At 45.5% G+C, this 18,028-nt stretch carries 18 protein-coding genes; 9 read left to right on the top strand and 9 right to left on the bottom strand.

Going from position 1 to position 18,028, the window contains the following annotated elements; translation table 11 throughout:
• The first annotated feature begins 180 nt into the window (after positions 1-180).
• The 3 genes from HUB64_RS15295 (at position 181) to HUB64_RS15285 (ending at position 2,314) form a co-directional block, all read left to right on the top strand.
• Positions 181-1,170 (top strand): 2-hydroxyacid dehydrogenase, encoded by a 990-nt coding sequence (locus HUB64_RS15295; RefSeq protein WP_105250073.1) that lies wholly within the window; start codon positions 181-183, stop codon positions 1,168-1,170.
• A gap of 68 nt (positions 1,171-1,238) precedes the next feature.
• Positions 1,239-1,976, top strand: coding sequence for a dienelactone hydrolase family protein (locus HUB64_RS15290; protein ID WP_173497333.1), 738 nt, complete (start codon positions 1,239-1,241; stop codon positions 1,974-1,976).
• 50 nt (positions 1,977-2,026) lie between these two features.
• A complete protein-coding gene (locus HUB64_RS15285; protein ID WP_173246570.1) occupies positions 2,027-2,314 on the top strand; it encodes a hypothetical protein in 288 nt (95 codons plus the stop codon).
• Positions 2,315-2,451: 137 nt separating this feature from the next.
• Here the strand turns inward: HUB64_RS15285 and HUB64_RS15280 are convergent, their stop codons facing one another.
• From HUB64_RS15280 to HUB64_RS15270, 3 genes are all read right to left on the bottom strand, one after another.
• On the bottom strand, positions 2,452-2,913 hold the full coding sequence (locus HUB64_RS15280) for a hypothetical protein (RefSeq protein WP_173497332.1): 462 nt from the start codon (positions 2,911-2,913) through the stop codon (positions 2,452-2,454).
• 91 nt (positions 2,914-3,004) lie between these two features.
• On the bottom strand, positions 3,005-3,448 hold the full coding sequence (locus HUB64_RS15275) for a hypothetical protein (RefSeq protein ID WP_173497331.1): 444 nt from the start codon (positions 3,446-3,448) through the stop codon (positions 3,005-3,007).
• 16 nt (positions 3,449-3,464) lie between these two features.
• On the bottom strand, positions 3,465-4,010 hold the full coding sequence (locus HUB64_RS15270) for a mechanosensitive ion channel family protein (protein WP_106651494.1): 546 nt from the start codon (positions 4,008-4,010) through the stop codon (positions 3,465-3,467).
• Positions 4,011-4,116: 106 nt separating this feature from the next.
• Between HUB64_RS15270 and HUB64_RS15265 the strand changes: the two genes are divergently transcribed.
• The 4 genes from HUB64_RS15265 to ahpF all read left to right on the top strand — a co-directional run bounded on the left by HUB64_RS15265 (position 4,117) and on the right by ahpF (position 9,132).
• Complete coding sequence (locus HUB64_RS15265) at positions 4,117-4,860, top strand: spermidine synthase (protein ID WP_113939824.1); 744 nt, start codon at positions 4,117-4,119, stop codon at positions 4,858-4,860.
• Between the two features lie 89 nt (positions 4,861-4,949).
• Positions 4,950-6,485, top strand: a complete 1,536-nt coding sequence (locus HUB64_RS15260) for a leucyl aminopeptidase (RefSeq protein WP_173497330.1) — start codon at positions 4,950-4,952, stop codon at positions 6,483-6,485.
• 342 nt (positions 6,486-6,827) lie between these two features.
• On the top strand, positions 6,828-7,397 hold the full coding sequence (gene ahpC / locus HUB64_RS15255) for an alkyl hydroperoxide reductase subunit C (RefSeq protein ID WP_105250080.1): 570 nt from the start codon (positions 6,828-6,830) through the stop codon (positions 7,395-7,397).
• A gap of 163 nt (positions 7,398-7,560) precedes the next feature.
• Positions 7,561-9,132 carry an alkyl hydroperoxide reductase subunit F gene (gene ahpF / locus HUB64_RS15250; protein WP_173497329.1) on the top strand — a complete coding sequence of 524 codons (1,572 nt, stop codon included), beginning with the start codon at positions 7,561-7,563 and terminating at the stop codon, positions 9,130-9,132.
• A gap of 66 nt (positions 9,133-9,198) precedes the next feature.
• Here ahpF and HUB64_RS15245 read toward each other — a convergent pair whose 3' ends face one another.
• The 6 genes from HUB64_RS15245 to brnQ form a co-directional block, all read right to left on the bottom strand.
• Positions 9,199-9,639 carry a GNAT family N-acetyltransferase gene (locus HUB64_RS15245; protein ID WP_173497328.1) on the bottom strand — a complete coding sequence of 147 codons (441 nt, stop codon included), beginning with the start codon at positions 9,637-9,639 and terminating at the stop codon, positions 9,199-9,201.
• A gap of 34 nt (positions 9,640-9,673) precedes the next feature.
• Positions 9,674-10,003, bottom strand: coding sequence for a hypothetical protein (locus tag HUB64_RS15240; RefSeq protein WP_105250083.1), 330 nt, complete (start codon positions 10,001-10,003; stop codon positions 9,674-9,676).
• Positions 10,004-10,020: 17 nt separating this feature from the next.
• Positions 10,021-11,745, bottom strand: a complete 1,725-nt coding sequence (gene recJ / locus HUB64_RS15235; RefSeq protein WP_173497327.1) for a single-stranded-DNA-specific exonuclease RecJ — start codon at positions 11,743-11,745, stop codon at positions 10,021-10,023.
• 94 nt (positions 11,746-11,839) lie between these two features.
• Positions 11,840-12,565 (bottom strand): bifunctional protein-disulfide isomerase/oxidoreductase DsbC, encoded by a 726-nt coding sequence (dsbC, locus tag HUB64_RS15230; RefSeq protein ID WP_105250085.1) that lies wholly within the window; start codon positions 12,563-12,565, stop codon positions 11,840-11,842.
• Positions 12,566-12,705: 140 nt separating this feature from the next.
• Complete coding sequence (gene xerD, locus HUB64_RS15225) at positions 12,706-13,608, bottom strand: site-specific tyrosine recombinase XerD (protein ID WP_173497326.1); 903 nt, start codon at positions 13,606-13,608, stop codon at positions 12,706-12,708.
• Positions 13,609-13,728: 120 nt separating this feature from the next.
• The gene (gene brnQ / locus HUB64_RS15220; protein WP_168824874.1) at positions 13,729-15,141 is read right to left on the bottom strand and encodes a branched-chain amino acid transport system II carrier protein; all 1,413 of its coding nucleotides are present in this window, start codon (positions 15,139-15,141) and stop codon (positions 13,729-13,731) included.
• Between the two features lie 528 nt (positions 15,142-15,669).
• Between brnQ and HUB64_RS15215 the strand changes: the two genes are divergently transcribed.
• Positions 15,670-16,386, top strand: a complete 717-nt coding sequence (locus HUB64_RS15215; RefSeq protein WP_173246586.1) for a tRNA1(Val) (adenine(37)-N6)-methyltransferase — start codon at positions 15,670-15,672, stop codon at positions 16,384-16,386.
• Between the two features lie 236 nt (positions 16,387-16,622).
• The gene (srmB, locus tag HUB64_RS15210; protein ID WP_105250089.1) at positions 16,623-17,882 is read left to right on the top strand and encodes an ATP-dependent RNA helicase SrmB; all 1,260 of its coding nucleotides are present in this window, start codon (positions 16,623-16,625) and stop codon (positions 17,880-17,882) included.
• Positions 17,883-18,028: the final 146 nt, after the last annotated feature.

Genomic DNA, 18,028 nt, shown 5'->3' with positions numbered 1-18,028 from the left:
ACTTCAAGTAAAAGCAGTCAATCAATAAGCGAGCCGTCAGGGGCTCGCTTTTTTTATTCCCAATTGATGATAAAGCTCACTCTTTTAACGGGGAATTTTCTAAGGCTAAGGACAAAAAGCCCTAACTCACTTACACTCTTTGCCAGATAATTACATCAGCAAACCCGTTAGGTGACTGAAATGAGAATTGGATTTTTTAGCGCAAAACATTACGACATGCAGCACTTTAACCGCACAAATGCTGCGTTTGGTGCACAAATTGAGTACTTCGATTATCGCCTCTGCATGCAAACAGTGAAGCTTGCCGAAGGTTTTGAAATTGTCTGCGCCTTCGTCAACGATTCACTCTGTGAAGAAGTTCTGGTCGAACTCGCTAAGGGTGGCACAAAAATTATCGCCATGCGCTGCGCTGGATTTAACAACGTCGATTTAGTTGCCGCTAAACGCTTAGGCATGCAAGTCGTTAACGTACCAGCTTATTCTCCTGAATCCGTGGCCGAACATACAGTCGCACTGATGTTGACACTGAATCGAAAAATCCACAAAGCTTACCAACGCACCCGCGATGCCAACTTCTCCCTCGAAGGCTTAGTCGGCTTTAACATGTTCGGCAAAACCGTCGGCGTGATTGGTACAGGTAAAATCGGCGTAGCAACCATCAAGGTATTGCTCGGTTTTGGTTGTAAAGTCATTGCCTTCGATCCCTTTATCAATCCGGCTGTCATCGCGCTGAATGTTGAATATCAAGATCTCGACTCTATTTATGCCAACAGCGATATCATCAGCTTGCATTGCCCGTTGACCGCGGATAACCGTCACTTACTAAACCAAGCCAGCTTCGCCAAGATGAAACCCGGTGTCATGGTGATCAACACCAGCCGCGGTGGTTTACTCAATGCTTTCGACGCAATGGAAGCATTAAAACTGGGACAAATCGGCTCGCTTGGGCTAGATGTATATGAAAACGAAAAGGGCCTGTTCTTCGAAGACAAATCGAATGAAATTATTCAAGACGATGTATTCCGTCGTTTATCAGCCTGCCATAACGTGATTTTCACGGGTCACCAAGCCTTCCTCACCGAAGAAGCCCTAGGCGCCATTGCCAAAACGACCTTGAGCAATATAAAAGCACTATGTGCAGGTGAGCTATCTGGTAACGAATTGTTTTAACTGACAGATAAAATCCTGACTGCTAAAGTGAGGCTTCAACGTTTGAAGCCTCATAGAGGAATATAAATATGTTAGTGACTCAGGAAATTCAGGATATCTCCACACCTTCAGGGCTAATGCGCACCTATATCTATCGCCCAGAAGCACAGGGAATATTCCCAAGTATCATCTTTTATTCCGAGATATTTCAGCAAACTGCGCCCATCGCCCGCACCGCTACTATTCTTGCTGGCCACGGTTTTGTGGTGTTAGTACCCGAAGTGTTCCATGAACTGAATCCTTTAGGCACTGTACTGGCCTATGATGAATCAGGTAAAGATAAAGGTAACGCCGATAAATTTGCCAAACCCCTAGAACATCACGATAGCGATACCCAAGCACTGATCGATTTTGCCACTCAACAAACTTACTGCAATGGCAAAGTTGGCTCTATGGGCGTGTGTATCGGCGGCCACTTAGCCTACCGCGCCGCACTCAACCCCGCTATTTTAGGTGCATTTTGCCTCTATCCTACCGACATTCATTCCAACACCCTACCCTGCGCTTACGGCAATGACTCATTGAGCCGCAGCGGTGATATTCAAGGGGAATTAGTGTTAGTGTTCGGCAAGCAAGATCCCCACGTATCTGCGGAAGGCCGAGTACTAATTCACCAGCAATTAATGGCGCTGAACCGTAACTTCACTTGGCTTGAAGTCAACGCCCAACACGCCTTTATGCGTGATGAAGGCGAACGCTATGATCCCGCACTCGCACTGCAAATGTACCTGCAAGCGGTAGCGTTTTTTCAAAGAATACTGCACTAGTTTATAAATTAAACATACAAGATATTAAATACTTAAGGAAAGAGTAAAAAATGAAACCCTATAAAAATTTATCCTCAAAAAACTTAGCATTACTATTAATGATTACCCGAGTAACAACCGTTGTTTCGTTATTAGCCGTCGTGCTTTCATTAATTGGCCTAGCGAGTCAGTTTTGGATGACACGTGGATTTAGCCTTAACTTTTGGTCGACAGTGGGCATAGCTACTCTTATCCCCTCTCTACAAGTGCTTTTGGGCTCTGGTATCATAGCTGCTATCATTGCATTTGAAGAATCCTACCGCCAAAAGTCTGAAGCCTTTATTGCCTCGTTAAAATAGCGTTCAGTAATTATCGAAAATACACCTAACGATCTAACTTTTTAAAATCAAATGAATCACTAAAACCTTAACTAATATTATGGTTTTAGTGATTCATCCTTTCATATATTAAACTGCTAGTAAAAAGCAGATAATCACTATTCGGAATATATTTCATCGATAAAGCCATCTAAAACACCTATCTGCAAAAGGGGAAAACCTTTACCCCAAGAAATATCATATCCAATAGTAATGGCATTCGTACCAAGCTTACCAACACCAAGGCTGTATTCATTATTTGCATGAACTTCGATCAAGCATGGCAACAAAAATGCCCAAACATTGGATGAGGAGAGCTCAATATCTGCAGGAACTATGTCAGAAGAGGTAAGGAAATGAATAATCCTAGCAGTTGCATCTTTTCTAATCTGCTCTGCATTATTGATGAGTTTATCGAATGCCTCACATTGGGATACTGTTGGTCCCTCTTTTGTCCCCCAAATACGTATGAGAAAGCCATCCCCTAAATAAGGTATATCTAATTTCCTTTCCCAGATTTTTGATTGACCTTTTCCTGAAATATCACCAAAAGGAAAAATGGTTATTGACTTTACAAACATGCGAACTCCAAATAACTAAGGTTGCCAACCATGGCCAGATCTATCAAGTTTGTTAAAAATTATGTACACGTATAACTCTGACTGTTCTCAATTACAAAGCAGTCATTATCTCCTTTAATTTTCGTGAATATTTTTTGCTGTCTGGTACTCTTATTTTTTTAAGGTAACGTTCTAGTTCATCTTGTTTTTCAATTAAGAGGCAGAACTCAATAATGTATATCACCAAGAAATTTTTATAAAAAGGCAGTGTTGCGATAACATCATCATTGCTCTCTTGCTCATCTGGTGCATCAATAAAAGTATCAATTTTTTTATCGAAGAAACGAGTAAATAGTGGCATGTTCGATGACACTATCTTCTCCATCTCTAAAATAGAAAACTCGGCGGCGTTTATTTTTTGTGCATCATAGGCTAATAACACTTTAGGTAGATCACATTCATTCACATTTACTTTGCTATTCTTTTTTGTATAGACGAGTAATGAACTATAAAGTTCAGTATCAATCAATTTGCCAACCTCTTCTTCAATGACCATGTATCTATATCCTTTGTTACTCAGGATCAAACTTCTTTTTGCCTTCGAGTAAGGCCTGACGTTCGGCTAAGGGAGTTTGATCGGCGAGCTTTAACACTGCCTTTTGCAGCATGAGGTTATTGGGATAAGTAATGGTATCGCCATTGTCGCGGTGAATAAGCACATGGAATAAAGCGATTTCGATGATCACGCCGCTAATATCTTCATCCTTATCAACCACTCTAATACGTTCACCGATACGGTAGGGAAACACGAAAAAGATCAGCACGCCAGCGGTTAAATTACTCAATATCGACCATTGAGCAACCAATGCTACGCCCATCACTGCAAAGGCGGATGACACAAATAGCGACACATCCTGATAGCCCAGTCCGAGCGAGACCGCCATCAAGGACAGAGTAATAAAAAACATCACATAGGAAATAAAACGGGTCACTAAACTGGTCCGTGCAACACTCACTTGCTTCATTTGCGCGAGTTTTCTAACCCAATGGGTTAAGGCGCGCTGTAAAAAGATAAACACTGCAAGATAAATACAGGCAAGCAGGATTTGATTTGTCATAATAGCGGCTCAATTAACTAAAACTGTCTGAATTCTAACTTTTTTGCGCGAGCAGTTATAGCCCGTGCAAACAAGCCAAACAGCTAAATCGAGTAATTAATCCAATATGGCCGATTCTACCCTCTTACATGAAACCCAAGACGCACTAGGCCCGATTCGTGTAATCGATTACGACGACTCACGGATCCTGTCCTTTGGGGATAACGATGAGCAGAGTAAGATCCTCAAGGCGGCGCCCCATATTCCCCAGCACACTTATGTGCAAGCCATGTTGTTGGTTTTACTGTTTTGTAAGCCCAAGAGCGCTATTGTTTTAGGTTTAGGCGGCGGCTCGATTATTCACTCACTGCGCAATTTCGACGCGGCAATAAAGTTAACAGCGGTGGAATTACGCCCCGCGGTGATTGAGTTAGCTAAGCGCTATTTTCAACTGCCGATAGGTAAAAAGCTCAATCTTATCAATGATGATGCTATTGCCTTTTTAGCTGCTGGCGATCATAAAAAAGTGGATGTAATTTTTGCCGATATTTATACAGCCAAAGGCGTTGAAACAGGGCAGCTTTCGCCAATATTCCTTGAGCAGTGCACTAACCTCATCAAACCCAATGGGTATTTAGTGCTGAACTGCTGGAAAGAACATAGCCAAAATCGCGAGTTGTTAGCCGACTTACAACAACACTTTGCCCATGTGAACGCTTGTCTCACAGGCGGCGGTAATTGGGTGATTTTTGCGAGCCAATCGCCACAGCTTTTAGGCACCTCGGCCCTTAAAAGTAGTGCTCAATCTTTATCGCAACAATTGGGTTTTGCCCTTGATCGATCATTGACACGCTTTGGGCCTTGGATTTAATACTAATATCAGCAAAATAGCGTAAATTAGTTAACCCTAAGGCTGAGCTTTGATATTCTTCTCACACTTCCATGATATGAGCTGTCACCATGAAAAATAAGCACAAATTTATGTTAAGCGTTATGGCTCTGGCGTGCCTTAACTCTCTCAATGCTAACGCCGAAAGTTTTAGTTTTGACACTCGTAGCTCACTGAATTCAGATACATTAGTGCTATTCCAAAGCGCTGATTCTACTACCTATGGGATCGACTTTTTACCTCAGTCGACCCAAGATCAATTAAACCTAGCAACGGCGGATAATATTTTTTCCGGCAAACGGGGGGAAATCCTCGAGATTTTGGTACCCAGCGAAATTGATGCTAAACGGGTCTTACTGGTCGGCATTGGCGATGCAAAAAACTTAACGCCCGGTGACATTAATACCATCGGTGGCAATGTTGCGGCCAAACTCGATACGGTTCCCCAAGCTACAGTGCGTGTACTCACCCAAGGCTTAACTGCCGCGCCGCTATTTGCCTCTGAGCTTGCACACGGAATTGAACTACGCAGTTATCGCTACACTCAGTTCAAAGCGAGCCCCCGTGCCGAGAAGAATTACCAAATCGCTGTCGATGATTTAAGTCGCAACCAAAAACACCATAAAAATCTGCAAGCGGTTGAAGCGGGTGTGTTTTTAGCGCGCGATCTGACAAACGCACCTGCAGACATTATGTATCCCGACAGCTTTGCTAACGAAGCCAGAAAACTCAAATCCCTCGGCGTTAAAGTCACGGTATTAGAAACCAAAGATATCGAACGTCTACAACTGGGCGCCTTAGCTGCTGTAGGTAAAGGCAGCGAGCGCCCACCTAAGTTAGTGGTCGCCCATTGGCCTGGTAGCAAAGACGCGCCAATCGCACTGGTCGGTAAAGGTATCACCTTCGACTCGGGTGGTTACAATATTAAGGCGACAGGTACTTCAATCGCGCGGATGAAGTCAGATATGGCAGGTGCAGCCACAGTGCTTGGCACTATTAAAGCCATGGCGATTCAAAAAGCGCCAGTCAACGTAGTGGCGATTATGCCCATGGCGGAGAACATGGTATCGGGTCATGCAATGATCCCTGGTGATGTGATTAAAACCGCCCAAGGTCTCACCGTTGAAGTGCTCAATACCGACGCCGAAGGTCGCCTAGTGCTGGCCGATGGCCTCTGGTATGCCAGAGAAAATTATAAGCCATCAGTGATTATCGATGTTGCGACACTGACTGGCTCAAAAGTGAGTGCGTTAGGCAATGTTTATGCAGGCTTGTTTACCGATTCTGAGCCTTTAGTACAGCAGCTAACTTATGCAGGTCAACAGGTTGGCGAAAAGGTCTGGCGCTTACCGTTAGATCAAGCCTATGCGGATGAGCTTAAATCCACTATCGCGGATCTCACAAACACAGGTAAAGAAGGCAGCGCAGGCGCTTCCTCTGCGGCCATGTTCTTAAAACGCTTTGCGGGCGAACAGCCTTGGGCACATTTAGATATCGCGGGCAATGCCTTAACCGCCACCGATACCGCTGTTGTGCCTGCGGGCGCAACAGGTTACGGCGTGCGCTTACTCAGCACTTGGTTAACTCAACCCAAAGCACAGAACTAGAACCTAGAACCTAGAACCTCAGTATCTTGTTTTAATTGTATTTACACTTTAAGGGATATCATTGATATCCTTTTTTATGCTCGAAATTTATCTTATCTCAATCACCAAAGACCAGCAGGCTAAACCTAAACTACACCCAGTCACGCCAAAACCGCAGCAGTCGCAGAAAAACCGATTGAATCCGACCTAATCGCATCATCATTCGGCCAAACCGATTAGAATGATAGCTTTTATCCGTTATCTTAATTTTAATCGAGTCGGTAATATGCTTCACATCGACAGGACGCAAGCAAATGTCCTCGTTATGAACTTAAGCCATCATCAACTAAATGGAAGCATAAAATGACTCAATCAATTATCAACAGCACAATCAAACCATTCAAAGCCACTGCATTCCACAATGGTGAGTTCGTTCCAGTAACTGAACAAGACCTGTTAGGTAAGTGGTCAGTCGTATTCTTCTACCCAGCAGATTTTACCTTTGTTTGCCCAACTGAATTAGGCGACATGGCGGATCACTACGAAAAACTGCAAGGTATGGGCGTTGAAGTTTACTCAGTATCAACTGACACTCACTTCACTCACAAAGCATGGCATGACACGTCAGACACCATCAAGAAGATCAACTTCCCAATGCTGGCTGACCCAACAGGCACTATCAGCCGTAACTTCGGCGTGATGATTGAAGAAGACGGTTTAGCACTGCGTGGTACTTTCGTGATTAACCCTGAAGGCCAAATCAAGGTCAGCGAAGTTCACGATTTAGGCATCGGCCGTAGCGCTCAAGAGCTAGTTCGTAAAATTCAAGCAGCTCAATATGTTGCTACTCACGATGGCGAAGTTTGCCCAGCTAAATGGCAACCAGGTGACGAAACATTAGCACCGTCTTTAGACCTCGTTGGCAAAATCTAATTTAGCCTGCAAAGCGTCAACCCCGCCAGTCTAGCGTCCCAAGCTGATTGGCGTTACAGCCAACACAGTTGTAGCGCCACGCAGCAAAGGATTAAGCCCGCCCCTGCAAGGGCCTAGACTGGCCCCCTTATTTCTCCCTTTTAAGCGATTTTGGAGTCATCACATGTTAGATGCGAATTTAAAAAATCAACTGCAAACCTATCTGCAAAACCTCAAAAGACCAGTTGAACTTGTCGTGTCTGCAGATGAGAGTAGAAAGTCTCAAGAATTAAAAAGCTTAGCGCAAGACATTGTCAGCCTATCTTCTCTGGTGAGCCTGAAAGAAGTTCAGGGCGAACGCATCCCAGCGATGACAGTGATTAACCCAGAGCTTAATACGCAAATCAGCTTTGCTGGTCTGCCTATGGGTCACGAATTTACCTCACTCGTGCTGGCATTACTGCACACGGGTGGACACCCAATCAAACTCAGCGATGATATTATTGAGCAGATCCGCAATCTGCCAGGCAAATATGCCTTTGAAACTTACGTCTCACTGACCTGCCAAAACTGCCCAGACGTAGTACAGGCACTGAACATGATGGCGGCTATTAACCCGAATATCACCAACGTGATGATCGACGGTGCCCTGTTCCAAGAAGAAGTAACCAGCAAAAACATTATGGCTGTGCCTTCTGTCTACTTAAATGGCGAAGTGTTTGCAGCCGGCCGTATCAGCATTGGCGAGATCCTCAATAAACTGGATACCAATGCCGCAAGCCGTAAGGCCGATAAAATTAATGAAAAAGCGCCATTCGAAGTCTTAGTCGTTGGCGGCGGCCCAGCCGGCGCAGCGGCAGCTATTTATGCAGCACGTAAAGGACTTCGCACCGGTATTGTTGCCGACAAGTTTGGCGGACAAGTGGCTGAAACCGTCGGTATCGAGAACTTTATTTCGGTCAAAGCGACCGAAGGTCCAAAACTAGTGGCAAACCTTGAAGCCCATGTACGAGACTACGAAGTCGACATCATGGACAACCAAAAGGCAGTGTCGTTATCAACAGATGGCTTGTTCGAGCTTGAACTGGCAAGCGGCGCTAAATTACGTAGCCGTACCGTATTGTTAGCCACAGGTGCCCGCTGGCGTGAGATGAACGTCCCCGGCGAGAAAGAATACCGTGGCAAAGGCGTCGCATACTGCCCACATTGTGATGGCCCGTTATTTAAGGGCAAGCGTGTGGCGGTGATCGGCGGCGGTAACTCAGGTATCGAAGCGGCTATCGATCTTGCGAACATAGTAGAACATGTGACTGTGCTGGAATTTGATAAAACCCTGCGCGCCGACGATGTACTGCAACGTAAAGCGGCTTCTATGGGTAACATTAAAATCATTACCCAAGCCATGACCACTGAAGTGACTGGCGATGGTACTCGGGTTAATGGCCTGAACTACACAGACAGAGCCACTGGCGAGAGTCACCATGTCGCACTTGCAGGTATCTTCGTGCAGATTGGGCTAGTACCGAATGCGGAATGGTTGAAGGGCACGATCGATTTAACCCCAAGGGGCGAGATCATAGTCGATGAGCGCGGGCAAACCTCAGTCCCAGGTATTTTTGCCGCAGGTGATGTCACTAACTCACCTTTCAAGCAAATTATCATTGCCATGGGCAGCGGCGCGACCGCATCACTGGGCGCATTTGATTACTTAATTCGCCACAGCGATGAAGAAACCGCCGCGACCAAAGCCGCTTAAGGCTTCGTCAACAGACATCAAAGCTAACGCAAAAATAGCCAGCAAATGCTGGCTATTTTTTTGATGTTAACTAAGGTATTGATAAGGCTTAGCAGGCCTAATTTGCATGAGCATTTCAGGGGGATCGACCGCGTTGAAACCAAACTGGGCGTAGAGTCCATGGGCATCGCGGGTGGCTAACATTATCCGTCTTAAACCTTGTAATTCAGGATGTTCCATAATTGATGTCATCATCAACTTACTTAAGCCTAAGCCACGGTGCGACTCAAGTACAAACACATCGGCAAGATAGGCAAAAGTGGCTTTATCTGTGATTAAGCGGCCAAAAGCCACTTGTTGATTGTCCTTATCAAATACCCCAAAACACAGGCTATTGGCTAACGCTTTTTGTAGCAGCGCCTTTGGCATGCCCTGCGCCCAATAGCTATTACTAATAAAGCCATGGATAACCTCAAGATTCATTTCAGCTTGATCTGTACTGACTCTGTATCCTGTTTCCTGCAGCATTTTCCTTTCTCCGAAATTTTCCGTTAACGTCAGTTCAGGTGTTATTGGCACTCATAAATATCATAAATGCCATCGCTAATAACACCACTTTAGCTAACGAATACAAAGCCCCCGCTAAAGTGCCACCGCCATGATAACTAAAGGCTAAGTGGCGATTGATTTCATACTTAAAGGATTTAGCTAAATAACGGTAAGCGAGAAAGTAAAACAAGGAGGCTGCGGGCCAAATCCCCATAAGCAGCATTTGCCCCTGAGCCTTAGTAGTGAGTAAGGTTGAGATAAACGGTACACTTAAGCAGATAACATATATCCAAGCAAAACGCTTAAGTAGCTGGCGAATTTTTTTATCGGATAATGATTTCAACTTAACTCCTTGTCATCTTACATAGCTTCGATTTGCTCAACCATAAGTTGCAGCGAAAAATTGCCGCGATACTCATTCACATCGAGTTTATACACAACACGGGCATGATTAATCGTCGCATCTGGCCAAGTGTACAAATCCACATTAAAAGCAATCGCATCGAGCATCACAGTGCCGCATTGGGTTTCAAGTACGAGCTTAAGGTGGCGCTCACCGACAAGACGTTGTTGCACTATCGTAAAGTAACCATCGAATAACGGCTCTTCGAAAGCTTGTCCCCAAGGCCCCGCATTGCGCAGTAACTGAGCCATTTCAAGATTCAACTCTGCGGGAGTGAGCTCGCCATCGGACCAAAGCTCACCCGTTAACAACTCAGGTTTAAGCTGCTCACGCACCGCATCATCATAGGCTTTGGCAAAAGTAGCAAAACTGCCCGCTTTGAGCGATAAACCCGCCGCCATTGCATGACCACCAAATTTGATAATCAGTCCCGGATGGCGAGTGTTCACTAACTCCAATAAGTCGCGCATATGCAAGCCTTTGATCGAACGCGCCGAGCCTTTAATTTCACCATTGCCCGCATCGGCAAAGGCAATCACGGGTCTATGGTATTTGTCTTTAATGCGCGAGGCCAAAATCCCGATCACGCCTTGATGCCAATCCTCTTGAAATAAGGCAATCCCCCAAGGCAACTCGGCTTCGTTAAGCTTTAAGTGCTCTAGGCTTTTTAAGGCTTCCTGCTGCATGCCGACTTCCAGCTCACGACGTTCTTGATTCAATCCGTCAAGCTCTGCCGCCATGCGCCGTGCATACATCATGTCTTCGCAGAGTAAGGTTTCAACCCCAAGTGCCATTTCATCTAGTCGCCCTGCGGCATTCAGTCTAGGGCCTACGGCAAAACCAAAGTCAGATGCGACAATGCGCGCCGGATTTCGCTTCGCCACTTCAAGCAACGCAGTAATCCCCACACGGCAACGCCCGGCTCGCACGCGCTGCAAACCTGCTTCAACCAAAATACGATTATTGGCATCGAGTGACACCACATCGGCAACGGTGCCAAGGGCAACGATATCGAGTAATGTGCCTAAATTAGGCTCAGAAATACCATGGGTTTGATACCAGTTTCGCGTCCGTAATTCAGCCCTTAATGCCGTCATCAAATAAAAGGCCACGCCGACACCCGCTATCGATTTACTGGCAAATGGACAGCCCGGTTGGTTAGGGTTCACTATCGCATCGGCAGCGGGTAACTCATGGCCGGGTAAATGATGGTCGGTAATCACCACTTGCATACCAAAGGCTTTGGCCGCCGCAACACCGTCAATTGATGAAATACCATTATCAACTGTGATGAGTAGCTCAGCCTGTTTGGAAGCCGCAACTGCAACAATTTCAGGGCTTAAGCCGTAGCCGTAATCGAAGCGATTGGGGATCAAATAATCCACTTTCACCGCGCCCATCATCCGCAGCGCCAACATACACACACTGGTCGATGTGGCGCCGTCTGCGTCAAAGTCACCCACGATCAGAATCGACTTATTCGCCTGCATGGCATCGGCGATAAGCACCGCGGCTTCGGGCAAGCCTTTCATGGTTTCAGGTCTTAATAGACCCTTAAGGACAAGCTCGCATTCGTGGGTGAGCGCACCACGGCGAGCGTAAAGCTGTTTCAATAGCGGCGAAAGATGAGCGGGTAAATGGCTATCATCAACGGTTGGGCGACGGACTATCTTATGGATCAAGGGACTCAAACTCTCATGAAATCGTGGCAATAAGATAACAAAAAGGTGAGCCTTAAGCTCACCTTTCGTGGGATAAATTTTACATTTTAGGCTGTTACTGACGTGCCTCTAAGGTGCGTAATAAGTCTTCAGGCGGTTGATAACCAGGGATCATATTGCCATCTTCTAATACGATTGCAGGCGTACCATTAACACCAAAGGTTGTGCCTAAAGCATATTGCTCAGCAATTTTAGCATCACATGTTGCCGCGGCAACTTTGCTGCCCGCTTTAGCATCAGTCATGGCTTTTAATGGATCTTTAGCACACCAGATAGCTTGCATCTCGTCGGCATTAGCTGACGGCACACCCGCGCGCGGGAAGGCTAAGTAACGCACTGTAATACCAAGTTTATTGTAGTCAGACATTTGGCTATGCAATTTACGGCAATAACCACAGCTAACATCGGTAAATACAGTGACCACGTGCTTTTCGTTTTTCGCTTTATAGACAAGCATATTCTCTTCAAGCGGCTTCATCATTTCTAAACGCGGACCCGCTAATGCGGCTTCGGTTAAGTTTTTCATGCCCTTATCGATATCATACACACTACCGTGGAATAGTTTTGAACCATCACGGCTAATATAGAGCACGCCGCGGTTGGTCATTGCTTGATACAAGCCCTCAATTGGTGAGTCCTGCATAGAAATGACTTCAACATCTAACATCTCACCGAGTTTTTGCTTAATCGCAGCGGTATCGGGAGACGTCGCAGTGGCAGCGCTGGCAAGTGGTGCAACTAGGAGGGCAAAAACTAAGGATAATGCTGGGGTCAACTTCATGGGACATCCTATAAATTGTGTCGCTACAACGAGATATTGGGGCCGTTCTAACTCGAGATATTCAATAGACCCTGTATAGGGGCAAAAAGTTACAGACAAGCCGCGCGGAAAGCAAATTTATGCTGTAACTAAATCCTTTTTTAGCCTCTAGGATGATGCTGTTGATGCAATTCCTGCAATCTTGCCCGTGCTACATGGGTATAAATCTGTGTCGTCGATAAGTCGCTGTGACCTAATAACAGTTGGACAACCCGCAGATCGGCACCGTGATTGAGCAAATGAGTGGCAAAAGCATGGCGTAAAGTGTGCGGTGATAATGCAGTTTCAATCCCCGCACGCAGAGCATAAAGTTTAATCCGATGCCAAAAAGTTTGCCGCGTCATCATCTGCCCGCGTTTCGACGGAAATACCACATCAGATTGTTTATTACCGAGCAACTCTTGGCGAGCAAATTTCATGTAGCCCTCCACTTCGGTAATAGCCAATTCCCCCAGCGGCACAAGACGCTCTTTGCCACCCTTGCCCACAATACGTACTAAGCCTTGGCGCAAACTCATTTGCTCCATGGTCAAGCCGACAAGTTCACTCACCCTGAGGCCAGTTGCATACAAAAGCTCTAGCATTGCCTTGTCACGGCATTCGACGGCATCATCCACATTGGGCTCAGACAGTAAACGGTCAACCTGCGACTCACTCAGAGAATCCGGCAAATGGCGCGTTAACTTAGGTGACTCGACTAAGGCCATAGGATCGGCTGAAATCTGCTTGGTCTGCACCAGATAAGTATAGAAACGCCGTAAGCTGCTGAGCAGCCGAGCGCTACTGGTACGCGCAAAATTCTGCTCAACTCTAAAGGCCAGATATGCCCTAACATCGGTCTGAGAAACCGCAAGTAACGTCACGCCTTGCTGACCTTGATAACGATCAAAATGGCGTAAATCGGTACGATAGGCCGATAGCGTGTTATCACTCAGTCCTTTGCTTGACCAAAGATCATCAAGAAAAGCATCGATAAGTGGATCTGGCATATAGGTTTTAGGCACAAATACTCCATAAAAAAACGGCGTAATCAAATGATACGCCGTTGATATTAATTTAAATATGTCTAAGCCTGCATAAGCTTAACTGAGTTAAGCATAAAGACGAGAACTAGAATGCAAAGCCTAGGCTGCAGCCGTTTGACCACGGCCACGACCGAATACTAAACACAGTGCAATCGTCGCAATGGTCGGCAATAACCAAGCCATACCTTCTTCATAGAGTGGCAGCTTAGATAACACTGGAGACATAACATTCACTATATGGATAAAAACCTGTGCTAAGCCATTCATGGCTTGACCATCAGCGTCAGTCAAACTTTTCGCTGCCACTTTAAGACCATCGAAGATGCCGAAAAACAGTGCCACGCTCAGTACTGCACGATGTGCAAACTGTGGATTCGCAAAATAAGCGGTCAGGAAAGTCACAACCACAAGAGCAATAGCCACAGGATAAATCGTCATTAATACGGGAATACTAATAGCAATCAACTGACTTAGGCCCACGTTCGCAATCACAGCGCATATCAAGCTTAAAAAGATCACCAGGAAACGGTAAGACAGTTTAGGCATTAGCTCATTAAAGAACTCAGAACACGCACTCACCAGTCCAACCGCAGTGGTCAAACAAGCTAAAGTCACGACTGATGACAACAAGACTGAGCCTAGTTCCCCAAACTCGCGGGTCACGTAATTTGTTAATATTTCGCCACCATTTTTAGTGCCGATAGCGATATCGCCGGCGGTTGCACCTAAAAAGAACAAGGACACATACACAAAAGTTAAACCAGCGGCGGCGATAAAGGCTGCACGAATGAGATACTTAGTTTGATCACTGGGTTGGTCAATGCCCTTTTTACGCAGGATATCAATAATCAACATACCAAACATCAAGGATGCTAACGTATCCATAGTGTTATAGCCTTCCAAAATACCTTTGGTCAGCGGATGCTGTTGGTAATCCCCCACTGCTTGGCCCACTTCGGATGCAGGTAAAAACAGCACGGAGACTGCTAGTCCGACCAACAAAATCAATAAAATAGGCGTTAATACTTTACCTACGCTATCGAGCAACTTACCAGGGAAAAGCGCCAGCAACATAGTGACAGCGAAGAAACCTAATGTGTATAGCAGTTGCGTCAGGTTTAATTCTAAACTGCCCAGCAAAAACGTTGCCGTGGTGTCATCGATAAATGGCTTAGCGCCAATCTCGTAAGCCACTAATCCCGTACGCGGCGCAGCAAAAGCAGGGCCGATAATAATGTAAATCGCGACGGCCAATGTCGTTGCTGCAAATACTGGCAGCATAGCCATAACCTTACCTTGAGCCTTAGCGACAGCAATCAGTCCAACTAAAGGTAAACCTACGGCGGTAATCAAAAAACCCAACATGGCGAGGGGCATATTTTCGCCCGCTAACATACCCGCGAATGGTGGAAAAATTAGGTTTCCCGCACCTAAAAAGAACGCAAAGGTCATAAAACCTAAGCCTAATGTATCTCCGATACTCATCTGATTGTCTTGCACTGGAAGCCCCATCTTGTCTTATTGTTTTTTTACAAACTTAAGTGATTATGTGTCGATTAGCCATAGCTAAAACAAAGCCCATCCGGAGTGCAAATCTATGTTTACACAATTCCGTGGTAAATATGTTCGATATCTGCCGAGTTTATAAACGATGGCGAACGTTTATGTAGCCTAACTGACGACTAATTCACCAACAAACTCGTTTACCTATCCGTTAATCTTAAAAGTGATTAAAAATGGGGGCGAAACTAATACCAGACTTAAAGCATCAATACAAGACAACAAGTCCGTTCAGGCAAAAAAAGCGAAATAATGCTAATTAACTGCTAATAAAAGGTTTCTAAGGCAATAAATTAAAGCGTTAATTAAGTGAAATAAGTATTGCCACGTAAAATAGTAAATGATTTGGCGACACAAATTCATACAGCTAGGACAGATGCGACTGTTTAAAAACATTAGCTAAAAACGAAGGCTAGAATTAGAATATTGCGCGCCCAATATTGGGCCTAAATCACTTTAGAACGGCAAAATTAACTCCCCATGGCATTCACTTTTAAACAATTTCATATCGATGACATGAATTGCGGCATGGCCGTAGGCACAGACAGCGTCGTCCTTGGGGCATGGGCACAACTGACCACCGCGAAATCAATCTTAGATATAGGCGCAGGCAGCGGCTTACTCAGTTTAATGGCAGCTCAGCGCAGTCAAGCACATATCACCAGTGTCGAATTAGACACCAATGCCGCCCATGCTTGCCAACATAACTTCCACAATAGTCCTTGGGCCAATCGACTGACCTTAGTTAATTGCAGCATCCAAGACTTTTGCCAACAAACTGAGTATCAAGGGTATTTTGATCACATAATTTGTAATCCCCCCTATTTTGAGCAAGGCACGCAAGCGATACAATCCCAGCGCGCTATGGCCCGTCACACAGATAGCTTAAGCTTTACCGCACTACTCGATGCCATTCATGTGTGCCTAGCACCGCAAGGAAAGGCAAGTCTCATATTACCAATGCAGAGTATGGCCCGTTTCGACGAAATATTAACGCACTCTCAGCTCAATTTGATTGAAATAACCAACCTTATCAGCATTGTAGGGAAAAGCGCTAATCGAGTACTCTGCGTACTCGCCCACAAGACTCATCCACAAATGGCTCCAAAGCTCAGTGATATCACTATTCGTGAACGTTCTGGCCAATACACACAAACCATGGTGCAATTGATCCAAGATTTTTACCTTAAATACTGATATCGAGTCCAATCCTGACAAGTTAAGTAAAGCTCGCTAAGTTTGGCAAATTTAACGAAAGGTCCAATTTCCCACAAATTAAATGCTAATACATTGACCTAAAAGTAATTAACTTATGCCAATTACCATAAAACTTTACTGACACAGAAGATAAACACAGGAGATCTAGATAAGTTATTTAAGTTAACCGCCATAACCTTTATAATGCTTCGCTATTATCCGTCGAGACGCTGCGCATGCAATTTGAAGATTTCCAGCTTGACCCTAGCTTATTAGAGTCGCTTAATGCCATGGGGCATCATTCACCCACTACGATTCAGCAAGAAACGATTCCTTACGCCCTAGAGCAAAGAGATATTCTTGCGCGCGCCCCGACAGGAACAGGTAAAACAGCGAGCTTTTTACTGCCCTCGCTACAACATTTGATCGATTTTCCCCGTCGTTTTGCTGGACAAGCAAGAGTGCTAATCCTCACGCCAACCCGTGAGTTAGCCAGCCAAATCCACCGTTATGCGAGTCACCTAGCCACGGGCCAAGGTTTAGATATTGCTATCGTTACTGGTGGCGTTCCTTATGGACCACAGGAAGAAGCCTTAGCAGGCAACGTCGATATTCTGGTCGCGACCCCAGGCCGCCTGATGGAATATTTAGACAAAGGCAATTTCAACGCACAAGAAGTCGATATCTTAATTATCGACGAAGCCGATCGCATGTTAGACATGGGCTTCTCTTCTGTGGTGCAAGCCATTGCTATTGAGGCCCAAGGCCGCAAACAGAACATGCTGTTTTCTGCCACCTTAGAAGGCGGCGGTGTACAACGTTTTGCCCGTGAAGTGTTAAACGACCCGATTGAAATCGATGTTGAAGCCCCTCGCAGTGAAAAAGCCAAGATCCACCAATGGATCCACTTAGCCGATGATAAAGAGCATAAATTTGCGCTGTTGTGTCATCTGCTACGCCAAGAGGATGTCAAACGGACTATCGTATTTGTGAAAACCCGCGACATCGTTTCTAGCCTAGAAGGCCAGTTACTTAAAGTCGGTATTCCCTGCGCCTTTATGCGTGGCGATATGGAACAGAAGAAACGCTTCCAAGCCTTAAGTCGCTTTACTAAAGGTGAAGTCAATGTCTTGTTGGCGACCGATGTGGCTGCACGCGGTATCGATATCGACGATATCACCCATGTGATCAACTTCGATATGCCACGTTCTGCCGACACTTATATCCACCGCATTGGCCGTACTGGCCGCGCTGGCGCAAAAGGTACCGCGATTTCGCTTGCCGAAGCCCACGACATGCGTATCGTTGGTAAAATCGAGCGTTATATCGAGCAACCGTTGAAACGCCGCGTGATCGAAGAGCTGCGTCCAAAGAATAAAGAAGCGCGCACACCGGGTAAGAAAAAAGCCAAAGTGAAAGCGAAAGAAGCTGCGAAGAAAACGAGCAAGAAAGAAGCGGCAAAGAAAGCGAGTAAAATCGCCCGTAAGAAAAAGTAACACCCGCTTAAATTCACCAAACTAAAGCCGCTATATGCGGCTTTTTTATTACCAAAATATAACTTACATGGGTGATTTTACTAAAAATATCCTGCTATGTTTAATTATATAGAATGAAATGCGGCGGATTTAGAGCCGTTAACCCC

The sequence above is a fragment of the Shewanella sp. ISTPL2 genome (assembly GCF_013283205.1).
In the GTDB taxonomy this organism is placed as follows: domain Bacteria; phylum Pseudomonadota; class Gammaproteobacteria; order Enterobacterales; family Shewanellaceae; genus Shewanella; species Shewanella oncorhynchi.
The sequence above is the reverse complement of the archived record's forward strand: the minus strand, read 5'-3'. Positions and strand labels throughout refer to the sequence as shown.

Excerpts from the sequence above, each read along its gene's own strand:
- HUB64_RS15215 (WP_173246586.1), top strand. The coding sequence starts at position 15,670 with ATGGCATTCACTTTTAAACAATTTCATATCGATGACATGAATTGCGGC.
- dsbC (WP_105250085.1), bottom strand. The coding sequence starts at position 12,565 with ATGAAGTTGACCCCAGCATTATCCTTAGTTTTTGCCCTCCTAGTTGCA.
- HUB64_RS15260 (WP_173497330.1), top strand. The coding sequence starts at position 4,950 with ATGAAAAATAAGCACAAATTTATGTTAAGCGTTATGGCTCTGGCGTGC.
- brnQ (WP_168824874.1), bottom strand. The coding sequence starts at position 15,141 with ATGGGGCTTCCAGTGCAAGACAATCAGATGAGTATCGGAGATACATTA.
- HUB64_RS15295 (WP_105250073.1), top strand. The coding sequence starts at position 181 with ATGAGAATTGGATTTTTTAGCGCAAAACATTACGACATGCAGCACTTT.
- srmB (WP_105250089.1), top strand. The coding sequence starts at position 16,623 with ATGCAATTTGAAGATTTCCAGCTTGACCCTAGCTTATTAGAGTCGCTT.
- HUB64_RS15265 (WP_113939824.1), top strand. The coding sequence starts at position 4,117 with ATGGCCGATTCTACCCTCTTACATGAAACCCAAGACGCACTAGGCCCG.
- HUB64_RS15245 (WP_173497328.1), bottom strand. The coding sequence starts at position 9,639 with ATGCTGCAGGAAACAGGATACAGAGTCAGTACAGATCAAGCTGAAATG.
- HUB64_RS15270 (WP_106651494.1), bottom strand. The coding sequence starts at position 4,010 with ATGACAAATCAAATCCTGCTTGCCTGTATTTATCTTGCAGTGTTTATC.
- ahpC (WP_105250080.1), top strand. The coding sequence starts at position 6,828 with ATGACTCAATCAATTATCAACAGCACAATCAAACCATTCAAAGCCACT.
- HUB64_RS15280 (WP_173497332.1), bottom strand. The coding sequence starts at position 2,913 with ATGTTTGTAAAGTCAATAACCATTTTTCCTTTTGGTGATATTTCAGGA.
- HUB64_RS15285 (WP_173246570.1), top strand. The coding sequence starts at position 2,027 with ATGAAACCCTATAAAAATTTATCCTCAAAAAACTTAGCATTACTATTA.
- HUB64_RS15290 (WP_173497333.1), top strand. The coding sequence starts at position 1,239 with ATGTTAGTGACTCAGGAAATTCAGGATATCTCCACACCTTCAGGGCTA.
- ahpF (WP_173497329.1), top strand. The coding sequence starts at position 7,561 with ATGTTAGATGCGAATTTAAAAAATCAACTGCAAACCTATCTGCAAAAC.
- HUB64_RS15275 (WP_173497331.1), bottom strand. The coding sequence starts at position 3,448 with ATGGTCATTGAAGAAGAGGTTGGCAAATTGATTGATACTGAACTTTAT.